16 protein-coding genes and 2 pseudogenes are annotated in these 25,359 nt (G+C 72.3%); 9 read left to right on the top strand and 9 right to left on the bottom strand.

Features of this window, described 5'->3' with window-relative positions; genetic code table 11:
- Positions 1-470 precede the first annotated feature (470 nt).
- From ACZ6IM_RS15025 to ACZ6IM_RS15015, 3 genes are all read right to left on the bottom strand, one after another.
- Positions 471-1,586, bottom strand: coding sequence for a MerR family transcriptional regulator (locus ACZ6IM_RS15025; protein WP_469556863.1), 1,116 nt, complete (start codon positions 1,584-1,586; stop codon positions 471-473).
- A 142-nt stretch (positions 1,587-1,728) separates the two neighbouring features.
- On the bottom strand, positions 1,729-2,124 hold the full coding sequence (locus tag ACZ6IM_RS15020) for an ankyrin repeat domain-containing protein (protein WP_052841061.1): 396 nt from the start codon (positions 2,122-2,124) through the stop codon (positions 1,729-1,731).
- Positions 2,125-2,224: 100 nt separating this feature from the next.
- Positions 2,225-3,688, bottom strand: coding sequence for a catalase (locus ACZ6IM_RS15015; protein WP_052841060.1), 1,464 nt, complete (start codon positions 3,686-3,688; stop codon positions 2,225-2,227).
- Between the two features lie 123 nt (positions 3,689-3,811).
- Between ACZ6IM_RS15015 and ACZ6IM_RS15010 the strand changes: the two genes are divergently transcribed.
- The 3 genes from ACZ6IM_RS15010 to ACZ6IM_RS15000 all read left to right on the top strand — a co-directional run bounded on the left by ACZ6IM_RS15010 (position 3,812) and on the right by ACZ6IM_RS15000 (position 5,621).
- Complete coding sequence (locus ACZ6IM_RS15010) at positions 3,812-4,225, top strand: Fur family transcriptional regulator (protein WP_052841059.1); 414 nt, start codon at positions 3,812-3,814, stop codon at positions 4,223-4,225.
- A gap of 133 nt (positions 4,226-4,358) precedes the next feature.
- The gene (locus ACZ6IM_RS15005; protein WP_052841058.1) at positions 4,359-5,087 is read left to right on the top strand and encodes an SDR family oxidoreductase; all 729 of its coding nucleotides are present in this window, start codon (positions 4,359-4,361) and stop codon (positions 5,085-5,087) included.
- Positions 5,088-5,621: a hypothetical protein gene (locus tag ACZ6IM_RS15000; RefSeq protein WP_469556860.1), complete on the top strand. Its 534-nt coding sequence runs from the start codon at positions 5,088-5,090 to the stop codon at positions 5,619-5,621. It abuts the gene before it with no gap.
- Positions 5,622-5,664: 43 nt separating this feature from the next.
- Here the strand turns inward: ACZ6IM_RS15000 and ACZ6IM_RS14995 are convergent, their stop codons facing one another.
- Positions 5,665-6,354, bottom strand: a complete 690-nt coding sequence (locus ACZ6IM_RS14995) for a nitroreductase (protein WP_469556858.1) — start codon at positions 6,352-6,354, stop codon at positions 5,665-5,667.
- A 101-nt stretch (positions 6,355-6,455) separates the two neighbouring features.
- Here ACZ6IM_RS14995 and ACZ6IM_RS14990 point away from each other — a divergent pair, with 101 nt between their 5' ends.
- Positions 6,456-7,046: a TetR/AcrR family transcriptional regulator gene (locus ACZ6IM_RS14990; RefSeq protein WP_469556857.1), complete on the top strand. Its 591-nt coding sequence runs from the start codon at positions 6,456-6,458 to the stop codon at positions 7,044-7,046.
- A gap of 27 nt (positions 7,047-7,073) precedes the next feature.
- Here ACZ6IM_RS14990 and ACZ6IM_RS14985 read toward each other — a convergent pair.
- The 3 genes and pseudogenes from ACZ6IM_RS14985 to ACZ6IM_RS14975 form a co-directional block, all read right to left on the bottom strand.
- Positions 7,074-7,169 (bottom strand): annotated as a pseudogene (locus tag ACZ6IM_RS14985) (XRE family transcriptional regulator); the annotation flags it as partial.
- Positions 7,170-7,180: 11 nt separating this feature from the next.
- The gene (locus tag ACZ6IM_RS14980; RefSeq protein ID WP_469556855.1) at positions 7,181-9,070 is read right to left on the bottom strand and encodes an ABC transporter ATP-binding protein; all 1,890 of its coding nucleotides are present in this window, start codon (positions 9,068-9,070) and stop codon (positions 7,181-7,183) included.
- Between the two features lie 426 nt (positions 9,071-9,496).
- The gene (locus ACZ6IM_RS14975) at positions 9,497-10,426 is read right to left on the bottom strand and encodes an alpha/beta fold hydrolase (protein WP_469556853.1); all 930 of its coding nucleotides are present in this window, start codon (positions 10,424-10,426) and stop codon (positions 9,497-9,499) included.
- A gap of 154 nt (positions 10,427-10,580) precedes the next feature.
- On the opposite strand from ACZ6IM_RS14975, the gene ACZ6IM_RS14970 reads away from it, so the two are divergent.
- Positions 10,581-11,348 (top strand): IclR family transcriptional regulator, encoded by a 768-nt coding sequence (locus ACZ6IM_RS14970; protein ID WP_469556851.1) that lies wholly within the window; start codon positions 10,581-10,583, stop codon positions 11,346-11,348.
- Positions 11,349-11,765: 417 nt separating this feature from the next.
- Here the strand turns inward: ACZ6IM_RS14970 and ACZ6IM_RS14965 are convergent.
- Positions 11,766-11,930, bottom strand: a pseudogene (locus ACZ6IM_RS14965) (transposase); the annotation flags it as partial.
- Positions 11,931-12,002: 72 nt separating this feature from the next.
- Positions 12,003-12,431: a cold-shock protein gene (locus ACZ6IM_RS14960; protein ID WP_052841050.1), complete on the bottom strand. Its 429-nt coding sequence runs from the start codon at positions 12,429-12,431 to the stop codon at positions 12,003-12,005.
- A 268-nt stretch (positions 12,432-12,699) separates the two neighbouring features.
- Here ACZ6IM_RS14960 and ACZ6IM_RS14955 point away from each other — a divergent pair, with 268 nt between their 5' ends.
- The 4 genes from ACZ6IM_RS14955 (at position 12,700) to ACZ6IM_RS14940 (ending at position 25,301) form a co-directional block, all read left to right on the top strand.
- The gene (locus tag ACZ6IM_RS14955) at positions 12,700-15,717 is read left to right on the top strand and encodes a glycosyl hydrolase (RefSeq protein WP_469556849.1); all 3,018 of its coding nucleotides are present in this window, start codon (positions 12,700-12,702) and stop codon (positions 15,715-15,717) included.
- A 218-nt stretch (positions 15,718-15,935) separates the two neighbouring features.
- On the top strand, positions 15,936-18,542 hold the full coding sequence (locus ACZ6IM_RS14950; RefSeq protein WP_469556847.1) for a glycoside hydrolase family 127 protein: 2,607 nt from the start codon (positions 15,936-15,938) through the stop codon (positions 18,540-18,542).
- Between the two features lie 52 nt (positions 18,543-18,594).
- On the top strand, positions 18,595-21,999 hold the full coding sequence (locus ACZ6IM_RS14945) for a glycosylhydrolase-like jelly roll fold domain-containing protein (protein ID WP_469556845.1): 3,405 nt from the start codon (positions 18,595-18,597) through the stop codon (positions 21,997-21,999).
- 44 nt (positions 22,000-22,043) lie between these two features.
- Complete coding sequence (locus tag ACZ6IM_RS14940) at positions 22,044-25,301, top strand: family 78 glycoside hydrolase catalytic domain (protein WP_469556843.1); 3,258 nt, start codon at positions 22,044-22,046, stop codon at positions 25,299-25,301.
- The last annotated feature ends 58 nt before the right edge of the window (positions 25,302-25,359 follow it).

Below are 25,359 nucleotides of genomic sequence, written 5' to 3'. Positions count from 1 at the left end.
AACCCCCCAGGTTCCCAGTGGTTCGACGTATTCGCCTAGCACTGTTCCTCCCCCTCGGGAGACCCCCGCCTCCCGCGCCGCGCTGTTCCTCCCCACGGACGGCCCCCCGGCCTGCCCGCGCACAACGTTCCGGCTATGGCACAGCAATACGAGCAATGCGCACTGACAACAGCAGACCCCCCTGCTCCGGACCTAAAGATCATTACCGGTCGCCTCGTGCCTGAACAGCTGAAGCACGGTCAATCTAGACCATCGGGGCCACCGTGTAGAGGGGATGTGTGTAATTCGTGCTCAAGCTTTGAGAGTTGATCAACGGACCGGTGAAACCCCAGGGATCTCTTCCCGCCACCGCGTAATCCGATTCCCGCCATCCGCCTCGATCCCCCATCCCGCCAGCCCGCCATCGCGCAGTCCGGGCTGCCGGGCGTCACGTGATTCTCCCGTCGCCTGCGCACCCGCGCAGCGTTGGTTCAGGCCACGAGCAGTCGGAGGCCGAGCTCCGCCGCGTCGAGACCCAGGAGGTCGCGGTTGCGCTCGGTCCAGCGGCCCGAGGAGAGGTCGTCGCGGAGGGCGGCCACCGCCCGTCGCTCGTCCGCCGGCCCGACCCTGGTCCACACGGAGACCGCGCGGCGCACAGGCTCCTCCAGATACGCCTCCGGCCGGCGCCAGTAGGCTTCCAGGAAGCCGTCCGCGCAGTCCCAGGGGATGAGCACCGGCTCCAGGCGGGCCCCGATCGCGCGGGCCAGCCGGTCCACCGGGGGCCGGTCCGCGACCAGGTCCGCGACCTCGGGCAGGTAGTCACGGGTCAGCCAGAACCGGTGCCGCCAGCCGGTGTCACCGGCGTCGTGCGTGAACACCACCACGCGACGGGCGACCCGGCGCATCTCCCGCAGTCCGGCGATCGGGTCGTGCCAGTGGTGCACGGTGCTGAAGGCCATCGCGGCGTCGAAGGACCGGTCCTCGAACGGCAGGCTCTCCGCGGCGGCGGCCACGCACCGAGCCGCGCCCGCGGGGCGCTGCGCGCGCATGACCGCCGACGGCTCCACCGCGGTCACCTCCCGGTCCGGGGGCTCGTAGGAGCCGGTGCCGGCGCCCACGTTCAGCACCGTCCGCGCGTCGCCGAGCGCCTCCCACACCTGCGCGGCGATCCGCGGTTCGGTGCGCCGTGTCGCAGGGTAGGCGGCCCCGATGTTCTCGTACAACTGCGCGCCGAACGCCCTGAGTTGGTCCTCCGGTGTCGTCCTGATCCCCATCGCCCGCGCCCCCAGTTCCCGGTCGATCGCCGTCACCATGGAGGCGGCGCGGTCGCGCCGTTGCGCCAGCAGGCCGCGCAGCCGGCGCAGGTGGGCGACCGCGTCGGTGGCCGGGTCGTCGACGAGGTCCGCGATGTCGCGCAGTCCGAAACCGAGCCGCCGGTAGGCCAGGACCTTCCGCAGCCGCTCCACGTCGTCCGCCGAGTAGGCCCGGTAGCCGGCCGCGGTCCGCGCGGACGGCCGCACGAGGCCGATGTCGTCATAGTGATGCAGCGTGCGGACGCTCACTCCGGCCGACTCGGCCACGCGTCCCACGGTCAGGTGCTCCTCCACGCCACCGACAATGCGGCATCACGCCGCGTGAGGGTCAAGCACCCCGCTCCCGACACCGGGCGCGTCCGGGTTCCGGCTTGCGTGTGCGGGGCGGGCCCGGTGCGGAGGCGGGCGGTGCCGGGCGCCCGGCGGCGTCACCCGATCAGCTCGCGAGCAGGTGGGCGCGGCCGAACATCGCCGCTGCGGCTCGCGCGGTCGGTGTACCGGAGTCCAGGTCCGCACCCGCCCGGAGCAGTACGGCCACCACGTCGTCGGCTCCCTTGAACAGGGCACCGGCGACGGGGGACTGGTCCCTGTCGTTGCGGAGGTCCGGGTCGGCGCCGTACCGGATCAGGGTCTCCACGGTGTCGGCGTGACCGTGGTACGCGGCGAGCATGAGGAGGGTGTTGCCCGCCGGATCCCGCACGTCCACCGGCAGCCCGTGCGCCACGAACTCCACCAGCTGCTCGGTGCCGCCCTCCCGGGCCAGGTCCATGGCGATCGCCACGACGCGTTCCGTCTGCTCCGGAGTCAGACCACCGCTGTTGTTCATGTCCATGATGTCTCCATGGCGGTACGCCGTGCCGGCGCGGGCACCTCGGGTGCGCCCGCGCCGGCACGGCGCGTGTGTGTACCGCTTGTCCTTTGGACCGGCCGGATCAGAGGTTGCCGGCGGCCAGGGCCTCGATCGCCTTGCGGACGCCCTCGCCGTAGGCCGGGTCGGCCTTGGTGCAGTTGGCGATGTGCCGCGCGACGGTCTGCTCGGAGGCGCCGTCGATCGCGCGCGCCGTGTTCTCGAAGAGGACCTGCTGCTGCTCCGGGCTCATCTGCCGGAACAGGTTGCCGGGCTGCTCGAAGTAGTTGTCGTCGTCCTCGCGGTAGTTGAACCGGTCCGCGACGGCACCCACGGCCTGGGCGGGCTCGCGGTAGGCCGGCTGCTCCTGCCAGCGCCCGTAGGAGTTGGGCTCGATGCCCGGAGTGGCTCCCTGGTTGCCGTCGACGCGCATGCCGCCGTCGCGGTGGTAGGAGTTCACCGGGCTCTTCGGCGCGTTGACGGGGATCTGGTGGTGGTTGACACCGAGGCGGTAGCGCTGGGCGTCGCCGTAGGAGAACAGCCGGCCCTGCAGCATCCGGTCGGGGGAGAAGCTGATGCCCGGGACCACGTTGGCCGGGCTGAAGGCGGCCTGCTCGACGTCCGCGAAGTAGTTGTCGGGGTTGCGGTTGAGCTCCCACTCGCCGACCTCGATCAGCGGGTAGTCCTTCTTCGACCAGACCTTGGTGAGGTCGAAGGGGTGGAAGCGGTAGTTCTCCGCGTCGGCCTCCGGCATGACCTGGATGAACAGCTTCCACTTCGGGAAGTCGCCGTTCTCGATCGCGTCGAAGAGGTCGCGCTGGTGGGACTCGCGGTCCTTGCCGACCAGGGCCTCGGCCTCGGCGTCGGTGAGGTTCTTGATGCCCTGCTGGGTGCGGTGGTGGAACTTGACCCAGAACCGCTCGCCCTCGGCGTTGATCAGGCTGTAGGTGTGCGAGCCGAACCCGTGCATGTGCCGGTAGGAGGCCGGGATGCCGCGGTCCGACATCACGATGGTGACCTGGTGCAGGGCCTCGGGGAGGTTGGTCCAGAAGTCCCAGTTGTTCTCCGCGTTGCGGAGGTTGGTGCGCGGGTCGCGCTTCACCGCGTGGTTGAGGTCCGGGAACTTCAGCGGGTCACGGAAGAAGAAGACGGGGGTGTTGTTGCCGACCAGGTCCCAGTTGCCCTCCTCCGTGTAGAACTTCACGGCGAAGCCGCGGATGTCGCGCTCGGCGTCGGCGGCGCCGCGCTCACCGGCGACCGTGGAGAAGCGGGTGAACAGCTCGGTCTTCTTGCCGATCTCGGAGAAGATCTTGGCGCTCGTGTACCGCGTGATGTCGTGGGTCACCGTGAAGGTGCCGAACGCGCCCGAGCCCTTGGCGTGCATCCGGCGCTCCGGGATGACCTCGCGGTCGAAGTGGGCGAGCTTCTCCAGGAACCACACATCCTGCAGCAGCATCGGACCGCGCGGGCCGGACGTCAGGGAGTTCTGGTTGTCGGGAACCGGTGCACCGGCAACCGTGGTCAGCGGCTTCTGGTTGTTCTCAGGCAAGGCTTGCTCCTCGGTGTGGTTCTTCGCAGGCCCCACCCTACATTGGACAGGATCTAAGGCAAGGCGCCATCTAGAGCCATATCCGCTCTTGAATTGATGCCGCACCCTGCTAGGGTGCTGCGCATGAGTGATCTCCTGGGGCGGCTTCGCGAACGCGGCTGGCGCCTGACCGCGCAGCGGCGCGTGGTGGCCGAGGTCCTCGACGGGGACCACGTGCACCTGACCGCCGACGAGGTGCACACCCGTGCCGCGGAGCGACTGCCCGAGATCTCCCGGGCGACGGTCTACAACACGCTGCGTGAACTGGTGCACCGGGGCGAGGTCCTCGAGGTGTCGACCGACGGCCGCGCCAAGCGCTACGACCCGAACGCGCGTCACCCCCACCACCACCTGCTCTGCGATCGCTGCGGCTCGATCCGCGACGTGCACCCGACGGGCGACCCCCTCTCGGACCTCCCGGCCTCCCAGTCCTTCGGCTTCACCGTCCATGAGGCCGAAGTGACCTACCGCGGCATCTGCCCGGACTGCGCCGCCTGACGCCGTCGGCGGGCCGGTCCGACGGGCGACGGGGCTCGCTCTCATCCCTTCGGGGCATCCAGAGCGCCGTACTCCGCGCGCACCGACACAGTGGTTCCTGGACCACGTGGATCGGCAGGGAGCGAGGCGCGTCATGGAGATCGCGGTCATCGGCGGCACGGGACTGATCGGCTCCCGGGTCGTCGAGAACCTGAACGCGGCCGGGCACCGGGCGGTGCCCCACTCGCTGTCCACCGGAGTCGACGTCGTCAGCGGCGAGGGAGTGGACCGGGCGCTGGAGGGCACCGACGTCGTCGTCAACCTGACGAACTCGCCGACCTTCGACGACGCCTCGCCCGGCTTCTTCCGGGCCTCGATGGACAACCTCCTGACCGCGGCGCGGCGGGCCGGAACGGGTCACTTCGTGATTCTGTCGATCGTCGGCGTCGACCGGGTGCCGGAACTGGCCTACTATCGCGCCAAACTCCTCCAGGAGGAGCTCCTCAGGGGCGGCCCCGTGCCGTACTCGATCGTGCGCGCCACCCAGTTCATGGAGTTCATGGAGGCCGTCCTGTCCTGGACCGCGGACGGTGACCGCGTCCGGCTGCCCGCCACGCCCATCCAGCCGATCGCCGCGAAGGACGTGGCGACCGCGGTGGCGGAGGTTGCCGTGGGAACCCCGCTGAACGGCATCCGGAACGTCGGTGGACCGGATGTGTTCCCGCTGGACGACCTGGGCCGCCTGACCCTCTCCCGCAGGGGTGACGGGCGCACGGTCGTCACCGACCCGACCGCGGGCATGTTCGCGGCGGTCGAGGGGGACGTCCTCACCGACCTGGACGCCCGCCTGGCCCCCACCCGGTACACCGACTGGCTCTCCTGAATGTCCGAGCGCGCCGGCCACGGCACTGCCGGCGGTGTCACGTCGAGGGGAATCCTGCGGCGCCGGCCGGAGGGGTGGCTGTTCAAGGGAATCTACGGCCTGGTGCTGGCCAGCGCACTGGTGGCGGCGCTGGACGTTCCGGGCGGGGAGGCCAACCCCGGCCAGGACGCGCTGTGGGTTCTGCTCACGGCGCTGTCGTCGGGCGCCGCCCACGGATACGCGCATGTCATCGCCCGGCGTGCGTCCGGCGACGGAACGGCCTCGGCGAGCAGACTGCGCGCGGTGCTCGCCGAGTGGCCGCTGACCGCCGCCGTGCTGCCGACGGTGGCGATGCTGCTCGCCGCGACGGCCGGGTGGTGGGCGGAGGACACGGCCGCCGACACGGCCCTGGTGCTGAACACCGTCCTGCTCTTCACCCTGGGCACCTCCGCGGCCCGCACCGCCGGGCTCGGCCGGCTGTCCTCGTGCCGCGCGGGACTCCTGGACATGCTGATCGGCCTGGTGATCATCGCCGCGGACGCGCTGATCGAGTAGCGGGGCCCGCCCCGCTCGCGGGACGCTGTCGGATCGGGCTCCCTCAGCCGTGGAAGGTCGTGACCTCGTCGAGCGCGGCCCGCCCGGCCGTGACCCGGTTCACCGGAGCGGTCTCGTCGGCGTAGCCGAAGGAGACGCCCACGAGGAGCCGCCCCTCGTCGACGCCGAGTTCGGCGCGGACCGTGTCGGCGTAGAAGCTGAGCAGCCCCTGCGGGCAACTCGCCACGCCGTAGGCGGTCATCGCCAGCAGGAGGGTCTGCAGATAGGCGCCGACGTCCGCGGCGAGCCGCGGTCCGCCGTCCCCGGCGACGAACAGGAAGGCGGCGTGCGGCGCGCCGTAGAAGCGCAGGCTCTCCGTGTTGTAGGCCGCCCGCGACGCCTGGTCGTCCGCGGCGATGCCCAGCGCCCCGTACAGTCCGGCGCCGAACGCCGCCCGGCGCGCCTGCTGCGCCTCGCAGTACATCTCGTCGGAGTACGGGAAGTCGACCGAGGTGCGGTTCGCGGCGTGCGCCGCCCGCAGGGCGTCCGCCAGACGGTCGCGCGTGGCGCCGCTCACCACCTCCACGCGCCACGGCTGTGCGTTGGAGTTGGACGGTGCGGCGCCCGCCAGCGAGAAGATCGCACGCATCGTGTCCTCGGGCACGGCTTGCGGACGGAACGCGCGGGTCGCGTGCCGGCCGCGTATCAGCTTCTCCGCGGCACCGCTCAGCTCGGTGGGGACCAGCAGGGTCATGGAGTCCTCCTCGGTAGTTGCCCCAAGTAAACGCAACCGTTTACCTGGCGGACCCTATCAGGCGTTTCGGACGGAAGTAAACGCAGGCGTATACTCGTCGTATGAGTGCGACCACCACATCCCCGGCGCGTGGGCGCGGCGGGCGGGAACGCATCCTCGCGGCCGCCGCCCACCTCTTCGCGACCCAGGGGATCAACGCGACCGGTATGGAACAGGTCGCGGAAGCGGCGCCGGTGTCCAAGCGCACGCTCTACGCGCACTTCCGGACCAAGGGAGACCTGGTGATCGCGTACCTCCAGGACCTCGCCTCCTCGGGCGCCACGCTCGAAAGCGTGCTGTCCCGCGACGACGTTGCGCCGCGGGAGCGGATCCTCGGGCTGTTCGACCTGCCCGCGCCCGACGGAACACCCGTGCGCGGGTGCCCGTTCATCGACGCCGCGGCCGAGTTCCCCGACCCGGACAGCACGGTCCACTCCTACGCCCGAGACCAGAAACTGCGGATGGTGCGGCTGGTCACGGCACTGGTGACGGAGCTGGGCTGCGACCGGCCCGCCGTGCTCGCCGAGCAACTGGTCACCCTCGCGGACGGGGCGGCCAGCCGTGCCATGGTGCTGGGCGATGCCGACTACGGCCGGCACGCGCGCGCCGCGGCGGAGACCCTCCTCGCGCACGCCCTGCCTGCCGGGGCCTGACGCCCCTCACCGTCACCCGGCCATGTCCTGGGCGTCGCGGTCCAAGGTGCCCAGGATCTCGCAGGGTCCGCCCGCGGTGCCGATCGCGTGCGGCGTCAGGGTGGGGAACCCGGCGGCCCGTGACCACGGGCGAGTCAGCGGTCCTGGGAGAGTCTGAGGAGTTCGGCGAAGGTGCCACCGGCGTGGACGAGGTCGTCGTAGCGGCCCTGCTCGGTGATCCGGCCGTGCTCCATGACGACGATGTGATCCGCGATCTTCGTGTTCTCCAGGCGGTGGGTGACCACGATGGTGATGCGCTCGGCGGCGATCGTCTTGATCTGCTCGAAGATCTGGTGCTCACCGCGGGGGTCCATCTGGGACGTGGGTTCGTCCAGGATCAGCAGCCCGGGGCGGCGGTACAGGGCCCTGGAGCACGCCACGCGCTGCCACTGGCCGCCCGAGAGTTCGGTGCCTCCGAAGACGTCACGGGACAGCAGGGTGTCCAGGCCGGCCGGGAGGCCGTCGACCGTTTCGCGCAGGCCGACCGCCTCCAGGGCCTCCCACACCGGGGCGTCGTCGTGGCTGCGCGGCTGGCCGAGGGTGACGTTCTCGCGGACCGGCATCGGCCACTGGGCGAAGATCTGCGGCACCAGACCGATGTGCGCCCATACGGTCGCGGGGTCCATCTCGGCGAGGTCGGTGCCGTTCCAGGTGACCCGTCCCTTGTCCGGCAGGTAGATGCCGGTCAGCAGCCGGGTCAGGGTGGACTTGCCCGAGCCGTTCGCCCCGACGATCGCGAGGATCTGACCGCGCTCCAGGGTGAGGGAGACGCCGTCGACGGCGGGCTTGTCCTTGCCCGGGTACTGGTAGACGACTTCCTCGAGCCGGATCCGCTCGGTCGGCGCTCGGTGCCTGCCGGGTCCGCGTCGCGGGACACGGGCCGCGGCGTCGTCGAGGAACGCCTGCATGTCGCTCAGGTAGAGGCTGGTGTGGAAGACCGCGGCCCCGTTGACGACGACTTGGGAGAGTGCGGCGAGCGTGGTCTGCACGGCGATGACGGCCGTGGCCGCGACCGCGAGTTCGATCCGGCCCGAGACCGCCAGCCAGGCGAGGGCACCCCAGGTCGCGACGAGGAAGACGCCGCCGGCCGACGCGGACAGCACCGCGATCCGCAGGGTACGGGGCGCGGCGGCCAGGGTGCGCCGGTCGCACCGGTCGGACAGGGCCCGGTACCAGTGGACGAGGTAGTCGGTCATGGAGTTGGCGCGCACCTCGTCGCCGTACTTCGACGTGGTCGCCCACCAGCGCATCATGCCGCGTACGTTGCGGTCGGCGATGTTGGCGTAGTGGACCTCGTAGTCGACCCGGGCGGTGAGGACCGCACCCACACCGGCCGGCAGCACGGCGAGCAGGAGCAGCGGCAGCATCAGCGGGTTGAGCGCCGACAGCACGCCGCCGGCCGTGACCATCCGGATCAGCGCGGACAGGAACCGCTGGGCGTCGGTGACCATCACCTGGGTGCGGATCACCCCCATCTCGGCGGCCTCGTGCCGGTCCGAGAAACCCTCCTGCGCGTACGCGGACGCTTCCACCCGGCACACGGCCTCGACCAGCGCGCTGTCCGTCTCCGTCGTCAGCCGGGGGGTGATCCGCCGCTCGGCGTAGGTGGCCACCGCTGCCGCACCGCGGCCCAGGGCGGCGGCGAGCGCCACCACCAACAGCGCCGGCACCGCGCCGTGCAGCCGGTCGGCGGCGGAGCCGTCGCCGAGGACGGGCTTCATGGCGCGGGCGGTGGCGGTCAGCAGCACGGCGGCGGAGACACCGGTGACCACCTGGCAGCCGAGCAGCAGCTGCACGGCCCGCCGGTCGGTCCGCCACGACAGCCGTGCGATCCGGCTCAGGACGGCGGGGATCTGCGCGCACATCCGCCGGAAGGAGGCCTCGGCGAGTGGATTGACGGAGTACCGCCCGCTGTACGTGATCTCCGCCGGCGGCGGTGGAGGCGGCGTGGGGGTCTGCTGTCCGTTGGCGGCGGTCGAGGTCAATGGGTCCCCCTTGACGGTCGTCGAGCGTGGTCGGGAAGCTCAACGACCGGGCCGGGGTATCGAACACATGTGTTTCGGTCGCGGTCGGGAACCCGAACCGCGGCGCGTGTCGGTCCGTGCCGGATGCACGGACCCGTGCGGGACAACAGGGCGGAGAGTACGGAGGTTGGCCGAATCGCCGACACCGTGCCGCCCGTGTACGGAGAAGCGGGCGACGAGCGGGGGCGACTCCGCGCGCTGGCCGACTTCGCTCGTGCGCGCACGATGCCGAGCGGGCAGACCTCGCAGGGGGAGGGGAACGCCAGGAGGCCGTGGGCCCGAGGCCCGGCAGAACGGCGGCCCGATCGGTCACGCGCACCCGCCCCCCGGCCGGCCGTGGAGCTCCTGCGCTCCGGGCCCGGCCGTGCCTGCCCGCGCGGCGCCCGGTCACGGGGCCAGTGTGGCCGCCCACCGCGTGAAGATCTCGGCGTACCGTGCCGGCTCGGACTGGTGCATCATGTGTGACGCCTCCGGCACCGACTCGTAGTCGACCTTCACCCCCGCCGACTCCATCAACCGCCTGGCGTGCACGGCCTGTTCGTCGGAGAGGGCCCCGAGCAGATTCCCCGTCTCCGGGTCGGCGCCGCGCATGTGGTGCGTGAGGAGCACCGGCGTTCTGACCTGGCCCAGCATGCGCTCGTGCGGGCAGTTCAGCCCGACGGTCCCCTCGTAGAAGGCCCGGGCCCATTCCGGGTCGTACTCCTTGAGGTGCTGCGGGATCACGTCCGCCACGAAGGACCGCGCCATCGGCGACGACGAGGTGTCGGCCGCGCGGCAGAACCCCTCCCAGTCACCCACACTCCACTGGTCGCCGAGGTAGGTGCGGAAGAGCTCGAACACCGGACCCGCCGCTTGCCGGACCGAGTGACCGCGCGCGGGGACGAGTTCGGACGCGAAGAGTGGAGGGTCCTCGCACAGGACGCCCCGGAGCTGACCGGGCATGGAGTACGCCGACAGCCACGCCGCGAGGACGCCGCCGGAGGAATTGCCCGCGACGACGACGGGCCGCTTCACCACCAGGGCGATGAACCGGACCAGGTCGTTGCCGAAGTTGTCCAGGCTGTAGCGCTTCGGGGTCCAACTGCTGCGCCCCTGGCCCCGCAGGTCGACGGCGTAGACGTGGAAGTGCTCGGCGAGGAGGCCCATGGCCTCTTCGTACGACCACCAGGATCCCGTCTGCTCGGGGATCAGCAGCACGGCGGGCCGGTCCGGGTCACCGGCCTCGGCGTAGTTCATGGTGATCTCGCCGAGATCGACCTGCTGTTCGGGGTAGGCGTGCGGGACGTGGACGTCGCGCAGCGCGGGGCTGGTCACCATTGTGGTCTCCTCGGTCTGTGCTGCCCGTCGTTACGGGCGGACGGCGCTTCCCCCGGCCCGGCGCCGGTGATCAGAGCCGGCGGCCGCCCTCACCGGGTGGCACGTCACGAGCTATTATTCGAACCGTGGCCGACGACGCGCACCGCCGATTCCGATGAGTGGAACGCCGGTACAAGTCCCCCGCTCGGGCAGGCCGTTGCGCGGCGAGCCGGTCCTGGAGCGGGCCTTCCGGGTCCTGGGTGCCTTCTCCGAGGCCGGCGAGGGCCTGGCACTGCACACACTCGCGGCCCGGGCGGGCCTTCCGAAGAGCACCACGTCCCGGATTGCGGCCCAGCTGACGGACGTCGGAGCCCTCGAACGCCTCGACAACGGCGACTTCGTCGTCGGCCTGCAACTTCTCGAGATCGCCTCGCTGGCACCCCGCGGCCACGGACTGCGCGCCACCGCGCTGCCGTTCATGCAGGACCTGCACCGGGTCACCGGCCAGCACATCCTCCTCGCCGTGCGCGACGGCGACGAGGCTGTTCTGGTGGAGCGGCTGTCTGCAAGGGGCGCGGCGGCGGTCAAGTACCGGGTCGGTGGACGCCTCCCGCTCATCGGGACCGGCATCGGCATCGCCCTGCTGGCGCACGCCCCCGGGCGGATTCGGAAGGAAGCACTGGCCGACGCGGACGACGCGGCCTGCGTCCGCCGGCTCCTGGCCACCGTCCGCAGAGACGGCGTCTGCGCCGTGACGGTGCCCAACCCACTGCGCTCCGGGCCCACCGCCATGTCGACCGTCGCCGCCCCGATCCTGAACCGTCGCGGCGACGCACTGGGCGCTTTGTCGCTGGTCGCACCCGACGAGGGCGGACCCCGTACCGCGGCCGTGACGGCGCTGCGCAGGGCGAGTCTGGCGATCTCCCGGGCCGCGGGGCCGTGAATCACGCCTGCGCCGGGCAGCAGGCCTGGGCCGTCGGCAGGAACTCGTCGCCCCGGTGCCCGTCACCAGGAAGGCAGACCACGGCATCGCCGCCGTCGACGGCCGGGACGACGCACCGCCCTCCGCCCGGCTCGGCCGTGCAGCCGCCGGTGTCGCGGCGGTTCCGGAGGCGCGGCCCCCGGAGGGACGGGAGCTGCGTTTCGCGACGAATCACCCCGCTACTTCGAGTACTGCAACGAGGCCTTGCCGTTCGCCCCGGACAAGCCCACGCAGGGTGTCGCCGCACATGCCCTCGACCCCGAGGCGGCCGCCCGCCTGTGGCAGATCTCGCTCGACATGCTTGCCACAGCACGGCGGTGAGGACCCTCACCAAAGTTCCGTCGGACAACCGCATGCTCGAGTACGCCTTCAGCGAGGCCGGCGACGAGGACGGCGTGACGGGCCGAACTCGTCCGGCAGGTCCCGCCAGGGCGAGCAGGTGCGGTACTTCCACGCGATGGCCTGCAAGGTTCGGCGGTGATCTGCCCACCGCTGACCGCGGACCGGATCGACCGGCATCAGCGGCTCGATCCGGTCCCACATCGCATCGGTGATCACTCATCGGACGGACACATCCGATCAACTGACCAACCCATCAAAGAGACGCGCGCTGGCTCAGTCCTCGATCCAGCCGTGGCCCTCGCCGAACTTCAGGAGTGCGCCGCGGATGGTGAGGATCTGCTCCGCGGTCAACTGCGGACTCGCGGTCAGCAGCAGTTCCGTCACGTCACGCCGGTACTCGTCGGTGCTCAGCACATCGCACAGCGGCTGGCCGCTCTCGTCGGACGGCACGGCCCTGGGTGCGGCGTCCTGGTGGCGGCGCGCGGGCTTGTGCCGTTCGCCCTCGGGGAGCCGGATGTCCGAGGCCTTGAGACCTCGCTCACCGCTCTCCACCTCGAACTCCACGACCAGACCGGCGCGCACGTACTCCTCGGGCATGAGCAGATCGTTCACGTGCAGGAAGATGTCCTCGCCGCCGTCCTTGGGCGCGATGAACCCGTAGCCCCGCGTACTGTCGAAACGCACCACACGACCCGCGACCATGCGGACCCCCAACCTCTGAAGAACCACACCCCTCCGGGGCCCGTCCCCGGAGCCGTGTGCATGCTATCCGGTGTCGTCCGGCCGGGTTCCGGGTGAACGCGCCGCGCCGGTGAGGGGGTGCCGACGCCACGCCTGCGCGGAAGTTACCGGCGCGACATGTCTTGACCCCCATGATCGCCTCGGCTTACCGTTCCCGCGTTCACATGGGATTGAAACGATTCAATCCTTCTGATGCACGGAATCTCCTCCGAAACCCTGGGGCGCACTCATGCACGAACTCGTCTCGCAGCGTGGCGGGATGTCCCGGCGCGCGGTGCTGGCCGCCGCGGTGACCGCGGGGGTGACCGCCACCGCGGTCACCGCCTCTCCCGGCGCCGCCGCCCTCCCCGCCGGACCGGCCGCCGCCGACCGGGCGCCCGGCTCGGCCCGGTGGTTCACCGACCCCGCCCGGTCGGTGCGCCCGAAATTCCGCTGGTGGTGGCCGGACGGTCTGGTCGACCCGGACGAGGTGGCCCGCGAGATCGACCAGATCGCGGACGCCGGATTCGGCGGAGCCGAGATCGCCGCCGTCCACCACAGCATCCGGGACAAGTCGCTCCTGGACACCGCCCACCACGGCTGGGGCAGCAGCCCCTGGCGCGACGGCGTCGAGGCCGCCCTGCGCCGCGCCGTGCGACGCGGCCTCACCGTCGACCTCACCCTCGGCCCCAGCTGGCCCGTGGCCGTCCCCGGAGTCACCCCCGACGACGAGGCGGCCGCCAAGGAACTCGCCCACGGGCACACCTCGCTGGCCGCCGGGGCCACGTACCGAGGGCCCGTACCCGCGCCCGTCCACGAGGCGGCGTCCGGCGTCCGCGCCCAGCACCTCCTCGCCGTCCAGGCCGCCCGCGTCGACCCCGCCAACTCCACCCGCAAGGAGACCGGCCTCGACCCGGGCAGCGTCCGCGACCTCACGGACACCGTCGCCGACGGCGCTCTTACCTGGACGGCACCCGCGGACGGCGAGTGGATGCTGATCTCCTACTGGCAGCGGGGCTCGGGACAGCAGCCGGAATCCGGGCCGCACTCCACTCCCGCCGCCTTCGTCGTCGACCACCTGAGCGCCGCGGGCACCACCGCCGTCACCGACTACTGGGAGCGCCATGTCCTCACCGGCCCACTGCGACGCCTGCTGAAGGCCGCGGGCGGTGCCTTCTTCGAGGACTCGGTGGAACTGGAGTCCGAGGCACTGGTCTGGACGGCACGTCTGCCCGAGGCCTTCGAGCAGCGCACGGGCCGACCGCTGCTGCCCTGCCTGCCCGCCCTCGTCCTCGACGACAGCAACCAGGTGTTCGCCTTCGAGGCCCAGCTGACCCGGCAGATCCGGCACGACTTCTGGGCCACGGTCTCCGACCTGTTCAACCGGCACCACGTGGGCGCGCTCCGGGACTGGGCGCACTCCCTCGGCATGGCCCTGCGCGCCCAGCCGTACGGCCTGCAGACCGACGCCATCGCCACCGCGGCGATTCTCGACATCGCGGAGGGGGAGTCCCTCGGCTTCAAGAACCTGGACGACTACCGGTGCCTGGCCGGCGGCCGGGACATGGCGGGGCACACCGTTCTGTCCTGCGAGGCCGGTGCCTACAACGGCTCGGCCTACAGCACCACATGGGACCGCGTGCTGCGCACCATGGGCGGGGCCTACGCGGCGGGCGTCAACCAGACGGTGATGCACGGCTTCTCGTACGCGAGCGCTCCGGAGGCCCAGTGGCCCGGCTTCGCCGCGTTCAGCCCCTACAACGGCGCGCCGGGGTACGGCGAGTCGTGGGGGCCTCGGCAGCCGACCTGGCGGCACGCCGGGGACATCTCCGGCTACCTCGGCCGCGTCCACGCCGTGCTGCAGTCGGGCACGGCCCGCGCGGACGTCGCCGTCTTCCGGCAGACCGGCTACACGGCCACGGGCATCGGCGCATCCTGGTTCACCTCGACCGGCGTCCCGCTCGGGTGGACGCACCAGTTCCTCAGCGGTCCGCTCCTCGACCTGCCGAACGCCACCGTCTCCGGCGGGCGGCTCGCCCCGGACGGACCCGCCTACAAGGCGCTCTTCGTCGAGGGCGACTTCTTCCACGGCTCCACCCCGACCCTCGCCCTCGCCGACGCCCGAAGGATCCTCGGATTCGCGCGGGCCGGACTGCCCGTGGTGCTCCTGGGCGGCTTCGACCAGGCGCTTACCCCGGGCGTGCCGGCGGCCGGTGAGACCGAGCGCCTGCGCGACGTCCTCAGCCGCCTGCTCGCGCTGCCGGGCGTCGTCCGTGTCACCGACAAGACCGCGGTCGGCGACGCCCTCGCCGCGCTCGGCGTCACTCCGGACGTGCGGTACGCCGCCGCGTCGACGCTCCTGAACGCCCACCGCGTCACCGCGGAAGCGGACTACTACTACCTGGTCAACGGCAAGCACGCGGAGACCGTCAAGCCGCCCGTGGCCGCGATCGACCACGACGTCACCCTGCGCCGCACGCACGGCCGCGACGCGGTGCCCTACCTCCTCGACCCCTGGACGGGCAAGGCCGTACGGGTGGGCCGGTACACCCAGGACGGTCAGGACGTGACCTTCCGCGTCGCCCTGCGGCCGGGCCAGACGCTCGTCGTCGCGCTGGGGCGGCCGGGCCTGTTGGGCGACCGGCACGGCAACCGCCCGCACGCCCTCTCGTCGGACGCGGACGAGGTGCTGTTCACCGCACGCGGCCTCACCGTACGGGCCGGAGCCGCCGGCACCTACCGCACGCGGCTGTCCCAGGGCCGGACCGTCACCACCACCCTCCCCGCGGTTCCCGGCCCGATCGAACCGGACCGGTGGCACGTCGAGGTGGAGGACTGGCGCCCCGGTGACCGCCCGACCCGGACCGAACGGGTGCGCCGCACCCTGACGCTCGACACCCTCCTGCCCTGGTCGAGCATTCCGGAACTGGAGGACTGCGCGGGCATCGGCCGTTACCGCACCACGGTCACCCTCCCCGGCACCTGGAGTCCCGCCCATGGCGCTCTCCTGGAGCTGGGGCAGGTCAGCGACACGTTCCGGGTGAGCGTCAACGGTGCCGACGCGGAACCGGTCGACCGGCTCAACCCCGTCGTCGACGTGGGCCCGCTGCTGCGCCGGGGCACCAACACGATCGAGATCGAGGTCGCGACGCCCCTCGTCAACCGGCTCCGGGTGAGCCGCCCGGAGGTCTTCGGAGGGGTCGCGCGCCAGGAGTACGGGCTGGTGGGACCGGTGCGGCTGGTTTCGTACGCGCAGCAGTCGATCTGACATCCAGTTGAATTGAACGATTCAAAACAGCGCGGACGGTGCGCAGGCCCGTCCGCGCCGAGTCGTGCCCTTTCCACCTTCACCGGCTCGCGGTTCGAAGGGACTTCTGACGCGTCAACCGGTTCTTGTGGGAACCCTTGACGCCCCTGGTGGCGCCACTTAGCGTCTCCGTCGAATCGAGTAAAACGATTCAATCGAAGGGAGCTGAGCCCCGCCCCATGCCCGCACCGCACAGCAGACCCGCCCCCTCCCGACGCCAGGTCCTGTTCACCGCGTCGGCCGCCACGGCCACCGCCGCGATACCGGCCGTCCCCGCCGCGGCGGCACCCACCGCTCCCACCGCGACCCCGGCGGTCCCCGACGCGACGACACCCCGGCGGACGAACGGCGCGCACCGCCCACGCCCCGCGCTGGAGGCCTTCCCGCTCTCGGCCGTTCGCCTCCTCGACAGCCCCTTCCTCGCCAACATGCGGCGCACCTGCGCGTACCTCCTCTTCGTGGACGCCGACCGGCTGCTGCACACCTTCCGGCTCAACGTCGGCCTGCCCTCCTCCGCCGAGCCCTGCGGCGGCTGGGAGGCCCCGGACGTCCAACTGCGCGGCCACACCACCGGACACCTCCTCAGCGCCCTGGCCCAGGCCCACGCCGGCACCGGCGAGCGCGCCTACGCGGACAAGGGCCGGCTGCTCGTCTCGGCGCTGGCCGAGTGCCAGCGGGCGGCACCGGCGGCCGGGTTCCACCGCGGCTACCTCTCCGCGTTCCCGGAGTCGGTCTTCGACCAACTGGAAGCCGGGGGCAAGCCCTGGGCGCCCTACTACACACTGCACAAGATCATGGCAGGGCTCCTCGACCAGTACCGGCTCAGCGGGAACCGGGAGGCGTTCGACGTCCTGCTGGAGATGGCCGCCTGGACCGAGGCGCGTACGGCCCCGCTGTCGCGCGAGCGGATGCAGAGCGTGCTCAAGGTCGAGTTCGGCGGCATGAACGACGTCCTCGCCCGACTCCACCTGGAGACCGGCGACCCGGCGCATCTGCGCACCGCGCGCCGCTTCGACCACGACGAGCTCTACGCGCCGCTCGCCGCCGGCCGCGACGAACTCGCCGGGCGGCACGCCAACACGGAGATCGCCAAGGTGGTCGGAGCCGTACCGGCCTACGAGGCCACCGGCGACCCGCGCTACCTGGAGATCGCCGACACCTTCTGGACCACCGTCGTACGCCACCACTCCTATGCCATCGGCGGCAACTCCAACCAGGAACTCTTCGGCCCGCCGGACGAGATCGCGAGCCGCCTCTCGGAGGTCACCTGCGAGAACTGCAACAGCTACAACATGCTCAAGCTGGGCCGGGACCTCTTCCGCCACGATCCGGAGCGCACCGAGTACCTGGACCACTACGAGTGGACGCTGTACAACCAGATGCTCGCCGAGCAGGACCCCGACTCGGCGCACGGCTTCGTCACCTACTACACCGGCCTGTGGGCGGGCTCGCGGCGTGAACCGAAGGGCGGCCTCGGCTCGGCCCCCGGCAGCTACAGCGGGGACTACGACAACTTCTCCTGCGACCACGGCACGGGCCTGGAGACGCACACCAAATTCGCCGACACCGTCTACTTCCGCACGCCCGGCACCCGCCGACCCGCACTCCACGTCAACCTGTTCGTTCCGTCCGAAGTGCGCTGGGACGAGCTGGGTGTGGCACTCCGCCAGGAGACCGACATCCCCACCGGCGACCGCACCCGCGTGACCGTCACGGCGGGCGAGGCCCGGTTCTCGCTGCGGATCCGCGTGCCCGGCTGGCTGGCGTCGGGCGACACCCGCGCCGAGCTGAGGGTGAACGGCCGGCGCACCGGTGGCCGCCTCGAACCCGGCACCCGCACGACGGTGACACGTCACTGGCGGACCGGGGACCACGTCGAACTCGTCCTGCCCCGCGTCCCCGTCTGGCGCCCGGCGCCCGACAACCCGCAGGTGCGGGCGCTGTCGTACGGGCCGCTCGTCCTGGCCGGCGGCTACGGCGACACGCCGCTCGCGACGCCGCCGACCGTCCGCCCCGGCACGCTGCGCCGCACGCCCGGCGAGCCCACCCGGTTCACGGTCCTGGCGGACGGCCGGCAGGTCCCCCTGCGCCCCTTCCACGAGATCCACCACCAGCGCTACAACGTGTACTGGTCGGTCGAGCCCCGGCGCACGCCCCCCGGTGACGTGGCCCGCTACCCCCTCGACGAAGGACACGGCACCTCGGTGACCGACCGCACCGGGACGTTCGCCGACGGCTCCCTGGCCGCCGGCGCGACCTGGAGCACCGACGGCGACGCGACGGCGGTGGTACTCGACGGACGCGACGGCCACGTCGTACTCCCCGCCGGACTGCCCAGCGGACTGACGGAGTTGACCGTCTCAGCCCGCGTCCGCGTCGACACCCTCGCCCCCTCCGCCCGCGTCTTCGACCTGGGCTACAGCAAGGACACGTACCTCTTCCTCACGGCGACCACGGGCGCCGGCCGGGCCCGCGCAGCCCTGAAGATCGCGGGCATGGAGGCCGAGGACTTCGTCGACGCCACCGGACCGCTGCCCCTGGGCCGATGGACCCACGTGGCGCTCACCCTCGCCGGCGGCACCGGTGTGCTCTACGTCGACGGCGCCGAAGCCGGACGGAACACGGCCATGGTCGCAGGGCCGCTCCTGCTCGGCCGGACCAGCCGGAACTACCTCGGCCGGTCCCAGAACAGCACCCACCCCTTCCTGCACGGCGCCGTCCGCGACTTCCGGCTGCACAACCGCGCCCTCACCGCCGACCAGGTACGGCACCTCGCCCAGGGCTGATCACCACCACCGCGGCCCCCTCCGCACCCCACCACCACCCGGGAGCACAGCCATGCCCGAACACCCCCTGTCCAGGCGCCGCTTCGTGGCCGCGGCCGGAGCCACCGGCGCCCTGGTCGCCGTAGGCCTTCCCGACACCGCCCCCGCCGCGCACGCCGCCGGTCCACCGGCCGGAGCGGCCGGTCGGGAGCAGGACGCCTGGTCCGCCCGGCACTTCGCCGACCCGCGCCACGACAGCCGTCCCACCGTCTACTGGTACTGGAACGGCCCCGTCACGCCCGAACTCGTGGACCGCCAGCTCGCGGACCTGAGGTCCAAGGGCATGTACGAGGTGATCCTCTTCTCCTTCGACAACGCCGAGATGACGCCGGTGTTCTTCACCGAGGAGTGGTTCGACATCGTGGGCCACGTCCTGCGCACCGCCGAACGCACCGGTATGCGCGTCTGGCTGTTCAACGACGACCATTTCCCGAGCGGCCGCGCCGGCGAGTTCATCGTGAAGGGCGGACGGGTCGGCACCCGCACCTACGCCCCCCGGCCCGAGCTGCGTCTGAAGGCACTCGCCCGCTCGACCACCGTGGTGCGCGGGCCCGCGTCGATCGACCTCCGGCACAGCACCGGCGTCGGCGTGGACGCGGGGCGGCTGGTCGCGGACGCGGCGGTACTCGGCGGCGCCACCGTCCTGAGGGACAGCTCGGGGTGGGGCGAGGTCACCGTCACCGGCAGCGCGAAGGCCGAGCACGGCGCGGCCGGTCTCCTCGTACGGGGCTCCGCCGACGGGCGCACCGGATACGCCGTCGCCTTCGACCAGACCGGCGTGGTCACCGTGGAGCGGCTGAGCGACGGTGCCGAACCGGCCGAACTGCTGCGCAGCAGCCGCACCGACGGTTTCAACAAGACCAAGTTCCACACCCTCCGGATCGCCCTGAGCAGCGGCGGCCTCTCCGTCACCCTCGACGGCAAGGACAAGGGCACCCTGGAGGACCTGACCGAGCAGTCCGGCGGGGTCGGGGTGCGCGCCGTCGGCGACCAGCGCGCGGTGTGGCAGAGCCTCACCGTCGAGGCGGCCGACGGCACCACCCTGTACGCCGGCTCCTTCGACCGCTCCGCCGCCGCGGGCGACTTCCCCGAACGCGCGCTGCCGGCCGAGGGGTTCACCGTCGCGGCCGCCGCCGCCCGGCCCACGGCGGCCACCGCCGCCACCGACGTCGTGGACCTGACCGACCGGCTCACCGGCGACCACGCCTGGCAGGTCCCGGCGGGGGAGTGGCAGGTCGATCTCTTCGGCGGCGTGCTCCTCGCCGACGACACCCAGGGCTACAGCCGCAGCTACGTCGACCTGCTCGACGACGAACCCGTCGAGCTGTTCCTGGACATCGTGCCCGGCGAGTACCACCGGCGGTTCGGGCGCTACTTCGGCACGGTCGTCCCCGGCTTCTGGGACGACGAGCCGTTCTTCGCCTCGGCCGAGGCCCACTTCAAGCGCCTGCCGTGGTCCCCGGCCCTCGACCGCGCCCTGCGCGCCGTCGGCGTCGCACCCGGCACCGCCTACGCCGCCGCCTTCGACGACCTCGGCCGCTCCGGCCGCATCGCCCGCGGAAACTACTGGAAGGCCGTGTCCGACCGCTTCGCCACCGCCTTCCGCAAGCAGGCCCAGTGGTACGAGAAGCGCGGCGTCGCGCTGATCACCAACCCGCTCTACGACGAGACCGCCCCCGCCAAGCGCATCGCCTCCACCGGCGACCTGCACAAGGTCCACCAGTGGGCCCAGGTGCCCGGCGGCGACATCATCACCGCCGAGTACGTCGCCGGTGAGCCCACCATGATCCCGCGCAACCCGGTGTCCGTGGCCCACCAGATGGGCCGCGAGCGGGCCCTGCTGGAGATGTTCGGCAACATGGGCTGGCAGGTCACCCCCGGCTTCGTGCACGCCACCGTCGGCGCGCAGGCCGCCCGCGGCATCAACCTGACCGCGCTGCACGCCCTGTGGACCGACGAGAGCCGCGTCTACTTCCCGCCCCCCTTCGGCCCGCGCGCCCCCTGGTGGTGGGCCATGCGGCCGCTCGCCGAGTGGATCGGCCGGGTCATGGAGGCCGGCCGCGGGACCTCCGCCGCCCGCACCGCGCTGCTCCAGCCGCAGCGCGCCGCCGAACAGTGGGCCGGCACGGACCGGCAGCAGGACGTGGACGCACCGCTCAGCGAGGCGGCCTACGCCCTGGAGCGCGCCCAGGTGGACTTCGACCTGCTGCACGAGGGCGCCCTGACCCGGGACCCCGCGCTGCTGGCCCACGCCGAAGTCCGCAAGGGACGCCTGGTCGTCGGCGCGGCCGCCTACGACCTCGTCGTGATCCCTCGGACACCGGTCCTGGACGCCGACGGCGTACGCGTGCTGCGCGAGTTCGTCCGGACGGGCGGCACCGTCGTCGCCGTGGGCGCGCTGGACACCGAGGAGGCCGACGGCGGCGACCGCACCCTCGCCCACGGTCTCTCCGACCTGTTCGGCGACCGGGTGCCCGCCCGCAGGTCCCTGGGCCGCGGACACGCCGTGCGGGTCGCGGACACCGGTGCGCTCTCAACCGCCGCCGTGGACGCCGGCACGGCGGCCGCCGTCTTGGACCCGGCACAGGACGCCGTCCGGGTGCTGCGGGTGCGCCGGGGCCCCGACACCGTCTTCCTGATCAACAACGAGAGCGACGCCCACGTGCGCACCGTCGCCGCCCTCCCGGCCACCGGCCTGCCCGAGACCTGGCACCCCGCGACCGGCACCGGCGGCCCCGCCCCCCTCTACCGGGCCACCAAGGACGGCGTTCGGGTGCCGCTGGACCTGGAGCCCTACCGGACCGCCGTCGTCGTGGTCCGCGGTGGCCACGGCGACCGGCCCCACCTCACCGAATCGACCGTGCCCGTGCTGTCCGTGGAACGCCACGGACACGTACTCCGCGCCACGGTGGAGGCCGCGGCACCGGGAACCCACCGGCTCGTCGGCGCCGACGGCGGCCACCGCTACCACGGCACCGTACGCGTCGACGACCCGCTCGCCCCGCTCCCGGTGCACGGCGACTGGACCCTCACCTTCGAACGCGAGGGCGCCGAACCCGTCACCGCGCCCCTGGGCAGCTGGACGGAGCACGACGAGCTGTTCTCCGGCAGCGGCACGTACACCACCGACATCGATGTCGACGCCGCCCGGCTGCACGGCCGCCGTGTCCTGCTGGACCTCGGGGACGTCCGCGACGTCGCGGAGGTGTCCGTCAACGGCACCGCGCTGCCGCCGCTGCTGTGGGCCCCGTTCGTGGCCGACGTCACCGGTCACCTCGCCGCCGGGCGCAACACGCTGCGGGTCCGGGTCGCCAACACGCTGTCCAACGAGCGCAAGAAGCCGCTCCCGTCCGGCCTGCTCGGCCCCGTGACCCTGCGCTTCCGGCGCCGGACCACCGTCGAACTGCGCCGCGCCTGAAGCCCCCGCCCCGTCCGCACCAGCCCGCCCGGCAAGGAGCCGCCATGCCCAGAACGAACCCGCTCGGCAGACACCGAACCGCCGCCGCCCTCGCCGGCGTCACCGCCTTCGTCACCCTGCTGGCCGGCGCGGTCACCGCCGACGCCGCGACCACCGGCACCATCGCCCCGACCGCGCCGCGCACCCAGCACCTGAGCGAGGCCCTCGGCATCGACGACACCACTCCCGAACTCAGCTGGCAGACCACCGCCGACGCCCCGAACACGCGCCAGGCCGCCTACCGCGTCCAGGCCGCGACCTCCCTCCAGCGGCTCCGTGCCTCCCGCCCCGACCTGTGGGACTCCGGCAAGGTGGAGTCGTCCGTGCCCGGGACGACGTACGCGGGGAAGGACCCGGGTTCCCGGGCGAAGGTCTACTGGCGCGTCATGCTCTGGTCCGGGACCGGGAACCGGCACAGCGGCTGGAGCACCACCGCCGTGTTCGAGACCGGCCTGACCCGGCAGTCGGACTGGGACGCGCAGTGGATCACCCACCCTGACTGGCGGCTGAGCGACCGGACGATCGAACCGGTCGTCGTCCGCCTGCCCCGCACCACCGCCCGCTACGTACGGCTGGACGTCACCCGGCTCGGCCTGCCGCTCGCCGAGTCCTTCCCCGAGCGCACCTGGCGCCTCCAGCTCGGCGAGATCGACGTCCGCGACTCCGGTACCTCCACCACCGGACTCGCCCGGGGCGCCGCGGTCACCGCGTCCGAGAGCAACACCGTGCGCAAGACCTGGGAACCGGCCCTCGCCGTCGACGGCCTGCCCAACAGCGCCCTGCAGACCGCGGCCGGCTACGCGAGCGCGGCGCACACCGGACCGGACGTCTCCGCCGCCCCGATCACCCTCACCCTCGACCTCAAGTCCGCGAAGACCTTCGACGAGGTGGCGCTCTACCCACGCGCCGACGTCCTCACCGACGACGGCCGGATCCCCGGCCTCCCCGTCGACTACACCGTCTCCGCCGCCGACAGCGCCGAAGGACCCGCCACACGGCTCGCCCACGTCACCGGCCAACGGCAGCCCACCCCCTACCTGCCCGCCGGGCTGCCCCTGCTCGCCGATGACTTCACCCTGCCGAAGCGGGTCCGCAGCGCCCGCCTCTACATCGCGGGGCTGGGCGTCTACGAGGCGACCGTCAACGGCAAACCCGTGGGTGACGCGGTTCTCGAACCGGCCAACACGGACTACGCCGAACGTGTCCAGTACGCCACGTACGACGTCACCGACCGGCTGCGCACCGGCGCCAACACGCTCGGCGTCGCCCTCGGCAACGGCATGTCCAACGTCGTCAGCACCGCCGACCGCTACCGCAAGCTCTACGGCAACCTCAGCGACCCCAAACTGATCGCCCGGCTGGAGGTGACGCTGGCCGACGGCCGGGTGCGCACGATCACCAGCGGCGACGACTGGCGCACCACCCTGGGCCCGACCACCGCATCGAACTGGTACGGCGGTGAGGACTACGACGCCCGGCGCGAGATCCCCCGGTGGGACGAGCCCTCGGGCGACCGGCGCGGCTGGCGGCACGCGGTCGCGGTGGCGGGCCCCGGCACCGCCGACCGGCCCGCCCTGCTCAGCGCCCGGGAGACCGAGCCCGTCCGCGTCGTCGAGACACTGAACGGGCGCGAGGTCGACGGAGCCGAGGGCAGCCGCGTCTTCGACCTGGGCCGCAACATCGCGGGCTGGCCCGAGATCACCGTCCGCGCGCCGAAGGGCACCGCCATCCGCGTCTACCCGGCGGAGAGCCTGAAGGACGGCCACGCCTTCCAGTCCATCAGCAACGTCGGCGCCCCCCTGTGGGACAGCTACACCAGCGCGGGCGGCGGGGACGCCAAGACCTGGCACCCCCGGTTCGGCTATCACGGCTTCCGCTACCTGGAACTGCGCGGTGTGCCCGAGAACGCCACGGTGAGCGTCCGCGGACACGTCCTGCGCGCCGACAACGCCTCGGCCGGCGACTTCACCAGCTCCGACCCGCTGATCAACGGCATCCACTCGCTGATCCGCCGCTCCATCGAGGGCAACATGATGAGCGTGCTCACCGACTGCCCGAGCCGCGAGAAGCTCGGCTGGCTGGAACAGAACCAGCTCGTCTTCCCCGCCCTCGCGGGCAACTACGACATGCGCGCCTACCTCCGCAAGATCGTCCGGGACATGGCCGACGCGCAGACCACCGACGGGCTGATCCCCAGCACCGTCCCCGAGTACACCAGCCTCCCGGGCGCCTACCGCAACGACTCCAACTGGGGCGGCGCCTTCGTCCTCGTCCCCTGGCAGCTCTACCGCACCTACGGAGACCGGCAGACCCTGGAGACGTACTACCCGGACATGCGGCGCTACGCCGCGTTCCTGGAGACCCAGGTCGCCGACGGCATCCTCGACTACGGCCTGGGCGACTGGTTCACCCCCGACCGGACCTTCCCGCGCGCGGTGGCGGGCACCTACGGGTACTGGCGGGTGGCCGACACACTCGGCCGCATCGCCGCGCTCCTCGGCGACACCGCCGCGGCCGACGAGTACCGCCACAAGGCCGCCGTGAGCGTCGAGGCGCTGACCGCGAAGTACTACGACGCCACCACCGGCACCTTCGGCGGCGGTGGACACGGCGCGGAGGCACTCGCCCTCGACATGGGCGCCTACCCGGACGGGGAGCGGGGGCGCCTGCTCGCCCACTTCACCGGTGCCGTCCAGGACGCCGGAAACCACCTGCTCCTGGGCGAGATCTCGCTGCCCGCCGCCTTCCGCGTGCTCGGCGCGGCGGACCGCGACGACCTGGTGCACGCCATCGCCACGCAGACGACCAGCCCCAGCTATGGCCACCAGGTGCTCGCGGGCAACACCACCCTGGGCGAGTCCTGGGACGGCGGTCCCGGCCAGTCCCAGAACCACTTCATGCTCGGCGCCATCGACTCCTGGTTCACCACCCGCGTCGTCGGCCTCGCCCAGACCGAGGACTCCGTCGGCTACGCGAGGCTCCTCGTCGACCCGGCGGTGGAGGGCGACATGACCTCCGCGGCGGGCTCCTACCGCACCCCGTACGGCGTCGCACGCACCGAATGGGAGCGTTCGGACGACCGCTTCCGCCTCACCGTGGACGTCCCCGCGGGCAGCACCGCCGAGGTGCACGTGCCGGTCTCCACCCGGCACGCCGAGGCGCCCGAGGGGGCACGGCTGCTGCGTCCGACCGGAGGAGAGGCCGTGTACGAGGTCGGTTCGGGCCACTGGACCTTCCGGTCGACCCTGGCACGCGGCCGCTAGACCGCGCAGCCGGGCGGGCGGGGCGGGACGGCCGACCGGGCCGTCGCGGACTGCCCGC

It is taken from the genome of Streptomyces sp. NPDC042336 (genome assembly GCF_055581985.1).
Note: the sequence above shows the minus strand (reverse complement) of the source record. Positions and strands in the feature narration are given on the sequence as shown.

Coding starts and splice junctions, on each gene's coding strand:
- ACZ6IM_RS15000 (WP_469556860.1), top strand. CDS start 5,088: ATGTCCGAGCGCGCCGGCCACGGCACTGCCGGCGGTGTCACGTCGAGG.
- ACZ6IM_RS14950 (WP_469556847.1), top strand. CDS start 15,936: ATGCCCGCACCGCACAGCAGACCCGCCCCCTCCCGACGCCAGGTCCTG.
- ACZ6IM_RS15005 (WP_052841058.1), top strand. CDS start 4,359: ATGGAGATCGCGGTCATCGGCGGCACGGGACTGATCGGCTCCCGGGTC.
- ACZ6IM_RS14995 (WP_469556858.1), bottom strand. CDS start 6,354: ATGACCCTGCTGGTCCCCACCGAGCTGAGCGGTGCCGCGGAGAAGCTG.
- ACZ6IM_RS14990 (WP_469556857.1), top strand. CDS start 6,456: ATGAGTGCGACCACCACATCCCCGGCGCGTGGGCGCGGCGGGCGGGAA.
- ACZ6IM_RS15010 (WP_052841059.1), top strand. CDS start 3,812: ATGAGTGATCTCCTGGGGCGGCTTCGCGAACGCGGCTGGCGCCTGACC.
- ACZ6IM_RS14970 (WP_469556851.1), top strand. CDS start 10,581: ATGAGTGGAACGCCGGTACAAGTCCCCCGCTCGGGCAGGCCGTTGCGC.
- ACZ6IM_RS14960 (WP_052841050.1), bottom strand. CDS start 12,431: ATGGTCGCGGGTCGTGTGGTGCGTTTCGACAGTACGCGGGGCTACGGG.
- ACZ6IM_RS14945 (WP_469556845.1), top strand. CDS start 18,595: ATGCCCGAACACCCCCTGTCCAGGCGCCGCTTCGTGGCCGCGGCCGGA.
- ACZ6IM_RS14975 (WP_469556853.1), bottom strand. CDS start 10,426: ATGGTGACCAGCCCCGCGCTGCGCGACGTCCACGTCCCGCACGCCTAC.
- ACZ6IM_RS14940 (WP_469556843.1), top strand. CDS start 22,044: ATGCCCAGAACGAACCCGCTCGGCAGACACCGAACCGCCGCCGCCCTC.
- ACZ6IM_RS14955 (WP_469556849.1), top strand. CDS start 12,700: ATGCACGAACTCGTCTCGCAGCGTGGCGGGATGTCCCGGCGCGCGGTG.
- ACZ6IM_RS15020 (WP_052841061.1), bottom strand. CDS start 2,124: ATGGACATGAACAACAGCGGTGGTCTGACTCCGGAGCAGACGGAACGC.